General features: G+C 57.5%; 3 protein-coding genes and 2 pseudogenes. 1 reads left to right on the top strand and 4 read right to left on the bottom strand.

The window, feature by feature from the left end; genetic code table 11:
• Window positions 1-121: 121 nt before the first annotated feature.
• The 3 genes and pseudogenes from DDE76_RS19985 to DDE76_RS19225 form a co-directional block, all read right to left on the bottom strand.
• Window positions 122-259 (bottom strand): annotated as a pseudogene (locus DDE76_RS19985) (IS3 family transposase); the annotation flags it as partial.
• A 795-nt stretch (window positions 260-1054) separates the two neighbouring features.
• Entirely contained in the window at window positions 1055-1285 is a 231-nt protein-coding gene (locus tag DDE76_RS19230; protein WP_108463722.1) for a hypothetical protein, read from the bottom strand.
• 9 nt (window positions 1286-1294) lie between these two features.
• Window positions 1295-1786 carry an amino acid ABC transporter permease gene (locus DDE76_RS19225; protein ID WP_425430649.1) on the bottom strand — a complete coding sequence of 164 codons (492 nt, stop codon included), beginning with the start codon at window positions 1784-1786 and terminating at the stop codon, window positions 1295-1297.
• Between the two features lie 126 nt (window positions 1787-1912).
• Here DDE76_RS19225 and DDE76_RS19220 point away from each other — a divergent pair, with 126 nt between their 5' ends.
• Entirely contained in the window at window positions 1913-2812 is a 900-nt protein-coding gene (locus tag DDE76_RS19220; RefSeq protein ID WP_104893352.1) for a LysR family transcriptional regulator, read from the top strand.
• Window positions 2813-3338: 526 nt separating this feature from the next.
• On the opposite strand, the pseudogene DDE76_RS19210 reads toward DDE76_RS19220, so the two are convergent.
• Window positions 3339-3746, bottom strand: a pseudogene (locus tag DDE76_RS19210) (LysR family transcriptional regulator substrate-binding protein); the annotation flags it as partial.
• Between the last annotated feature and the right edge of the window lie 156 nt (window positions 3747-3902).

The raw sequence follows: 3902 nt of genomic DNA, 5'->3' as shown, positions 1-3902 counted from the left end.
TGATGAAGCCTGACGGTATAAGCGACGAAGTTCCAAGCTTTCGCGCCATTTCAGTGATTCCCTCTCAAAAGGAAATCACACCGCGCGATTGCACCAAATGTGAGTCAGAGCCAACGTTCCGCGCCGATTGACACCGAAGCGCCTGGTAGCGCATCGTCATCCGACAACATCCCAATACTCGGCACGCCCGCCGCTCGCTCATCCCATAGGCAGTCTGGACATGGGCGACAGCATCCCGATTGGCGGCGGGCGCTACCATTAATGGGATGACCTGCCCCACCCTCCGCGACATTGTTGATGTTCGACCAAGAGGAGGAAGCAGAATGATGAGGAATGCACCTAAGGAAGCTGCCGTGTTCGGCGTTGATCTCGGGAAGAACATTTTTCCGAACTGCAGGAATTAGCAGATCAGAACAATTCCTGCGCTCTAACGCACTGCGGGTGCACAGGTGTGATAGAAACAATCTGAAAATCTTTGTGAAACATTCCGAAGCATTTCGAGGCAATTCGAGGCGCAAGCCTTTCGCCCTGCGCCCGCATAGTGAACGCGACGACCCCATTGGCCGTCAGTGGCGCGCGCGTACAAATGAGCTGCGTTTGGCAGGCTTCCTAGCCGCTACTGAGACCACGCGTAGGACTATCTTGCGACGCACTTCGAGGAAAGGCGGGGTTCTCGTCGGCACCTTCGCGACCTACTACTGAAGAACGCGCGTCATTGTTTTCGATCGTACTCCTTGCCTAAAGCTTCGATGCATCGCCAAGGGGGAAGCCTAGACCGTCGGAGTTCATTATCGAAGTAGACCTGCTGACCAACGATAAATCTCCACTTTGAATGACGCGCGAAGACGACGCGCGCGCCCGGTAGCGCATCAAGTTGATCAGCTGCGGGTAACCCGCGCGGCAGCCGTCTTGCCCCTCTTCAGCGCCGCTCTTTATGGAAAAAAAAGATTGGCGCAAATTGAACTTCTTTGTGAAGCAATTTGAGGCATTTCAAGGGCTAAGAGCTTGATCGACCAAAGTATCGAGCCAACCGTTGCCCCATAATTCTAAGCGTTTATTGAAGCTGATTAAGGCGCTGAAGGCCGCGGAGGATCCGCAAATCGGACGCGTTCCGATTGAACACCTGGGCCGGCATGCGCAGCCAGGGGCTGGGCGAAATGCGCAGCAGCGCCAGGATAAGGCCGCCGACACCACCGCCGGCAAAGGCAACAAGGGACAACAGGATGGTCCAGCGGGCGCCTTCCAGGAGGAATAGGAATTCAGTGGGACCGAAGGCTCGGATCATGATCGGCTCCTATCGGCTTGGATAGTGGATGAAGCGGCGGTAGATGAGGGCAAAGCCCGCCGACATGGCCGAGGACAGCACGAAGTAGATGGCGGTCACGAGGATGTAGACCTCAAAGCTCCGGAAGGTCACCGACTGGATGTGGTTGGCGACCGAGGACAGGTCATTGGCCGAGATGACCGAAACCAGGCTCGAATAGAGCATCAGGATGATGAACTGGCTGGTGAGGGCCGGGTAGATCGCCTTGAGGGCAGGGCGCAGCACGACGAGCCGGAAAATCTGCGGGCCGCGCAGGCCGAGCGCCCGACCGGCCTCGATCTGTCCGCGACTGATGGACTGGATGCCGGCGCGGATGATCTCGGTCGCATAGGCCCAAGCCTCGACAACCTTATCACGCAGGGCCACATCCGAAATATTGGCGATCTCGGGCAAATCTTCCCGGACGGACTGGCGCACGGCATCGGTAATAGGTCGCTTCAGCCGGCCTGCCTCAAAATTCATCATTAAAATCACCTCATAGCGGCGTGTTATCGACAACGGGCTTCGCAGCCGCCGTTGGTGAGAGATTGCTACGCTCAATCGCACATAGCCAATTGAAAATAGCAAATTGAGTGATAGAGTTTTGTTATGTTTAGAAGCATTCCGCAGCTCGAAGCCTATTATTGGGTCGCGCGCCTTGGCAGTTTCCGGGCGGCCGCCGAACGGCTGGGCATGACGCAGCCGTCTATATCCGTTCGCATAAGGGATCTGGAAGCAGAAGCCGGTGGCGCGCTGTTTTCCCGCTCGGCCCGAGGCGTGCGCATGACCAATAAGGGCCGCGCCATGTTCGATCATGTGGAGCGGGTGATGTCGCTGCTTGGCGACCTTGAAGGACATGTCCGCGACGTGGGCCCGCTCCGGGGCCTCTTGCGGCTGGGCGCCCCGGACAGCTTTGCGCTGCGCTGCCTGCCGGGTTTCGTGGCGATTCTCGAGAAGCTCCATCCGGAACTCAACCTGGCCATTACCGTGGACAACAGCCGCGTGCTCAATCAGAAGCTCGATGAGGGCCTGCTCGACCTTGCCATTCTCGCCCAGCCCGATGTCATGCGGTCGATTCGGCTGGAACTGCTTGGTCGCCAGCGGCTGTCGTGGGTCGCCTCAGCGCAGATGGAACTGCCCCGTCGGGCCCTGACCCCGACCGACATCAAGCAATTCCTGATCCTGACCAACCCGTCGCCCTCGCCAACCTTTTCGATCCTGATGGACTGGTTTGCCACCCATGGCCTCGTGCCCATCAAGGTCAGCACCTGCAGTTCCCTTACCTCGATCAAGAATGTCGTTGTCGCCGGCACCGGTATTGGGGTGCTGCCGACCTGTGTCGTCGAGACTGAACTGGCCGAGCACACGCTCGTGGAACTCGATGTCCAGCCCAAGCTCCCGGACCAGGAAGTCTTCATCGCCTATCCCAGGGGCATTCCGGCACGCGGCGTGCTGAAAACCCTCGACATCGTCCGGGCATCGATCGCGGACACCGGATTTGTGCTTTAATGGCGCTCAGGCGGTAGACTACGCGAGGTCATGAAGTGTCAGGTTTTAGGAAATCAGAACACCCATCGAACGTCCGTAATGACGGCGCTTTGCAGATCGGCGGCACCCGACCCCATTGTCGCCGTTCGGAGCGCCGCGTTCGGCACCCGAAACCTGCCGTTCATTCATTTCACCCGACGGCAAAGCCGGGGCCGTCTGCTGAAGAGGTCATCAGGGAAATCAAGCGGCTCTTCAAGATTGAAAAGAACCCACCCACTGTTACCCGCGCCGAAGGTCGCCTCACGCGGCGCGGTGGCTTCTTGAAGAGTACGGCCTCGTCACCGACGACTATCACCGCACACGATGGGTGTGGTTCGCTGTGACCTTCACCGCAATCTGGCGCAATTTCTCCAGCGCTAAGTGGCGGATTGCGGGCGAGATCTCGAAGAAAAGTAGAACGGACGTTCGAGCGTGATGCCGCGAAAGTCTGGTCTGAGCCCAAAGTGACGAATGCTGCACGATGGGCGAATGTCGATTACCGACCTCACTACGCCAGCGTGCGCGTCATCTCACGGATCAGATTATTTGTCTCTGGTCTCGTCGTTTGGTGCCGATATCGAAGAGCCAAAACAGTTCTTGATAATTCAAGACCATCGATGGGTTTCGACACCAAGCCCATGTCCGAAGGAATAGCGGTGGCTGGCAGGATCACCGCACCTGACCCTTGTCGCGCCAGTTCAACCAACCAATCCACGCGATTTGACCGATAGGCCGCGTAGAGTTCATGACCATGATCCGCGCAGGTTCCATGCAAAGTATCCCGCATTTCGCAATTTAGTCGGTCAAGCATGTCAGTCTTAGCCAGCGTCGAAAGAGAGATCGCATTTAGTTCAGACAACGGATGCGACTTTGACACCACGACCTTGTAGTCCTCTTCATAGAGATGGTCTATGCGATAGAGGTCTTCACTGGCCTTCTCTGCGGTGGAGTGGACCCCATTTCACCGGACAGCCGGCGGTTGGGTTTAGGCACTGAGGCGCAGGAACTCGCGTGGTGAGCGATACTTAAGCCCGGAGTGCGGGTGGACCTCACAGTAATCGTCGATCCATTC

The sequence above is a fragment of the Devosia indica genome (assembly GCF_003056405.1).
GTDB lineage: Bacteria > Pseudomonadota > Alphaproteobacteria > Rhizobiales > Devosiaceae > Devosia > Devosia indica.
Note: the sequence above shows the minus strand (reverse complement) of the source record. Positions and strands in the feature narration are given on the sequence as shown.

Coding starts and splice junctions, on each gene's coding strand:
- DDE76_RS19220 (WP_104893352.1), top strand. CDS start 1,913: ATGTTTAGAAGCATTCCGCAGCTCGAAGCCTATTATTGGGTCGCGCGC.
- DDE76_RS19230 (WP_108463722.1), bottom strand. CDS start 1,285: ATGATCCGAGCCTTCGGTCCCACTGAATTCCTATTCCTCCTGGAAGGC.
- DDE76_RS19225 (WP_425430649.1), bottom strand. CDS start 1,786: ATGAATTTTGAGGCAGGCCGGCTGAAGCGACCTATTACCGATGCCGTG.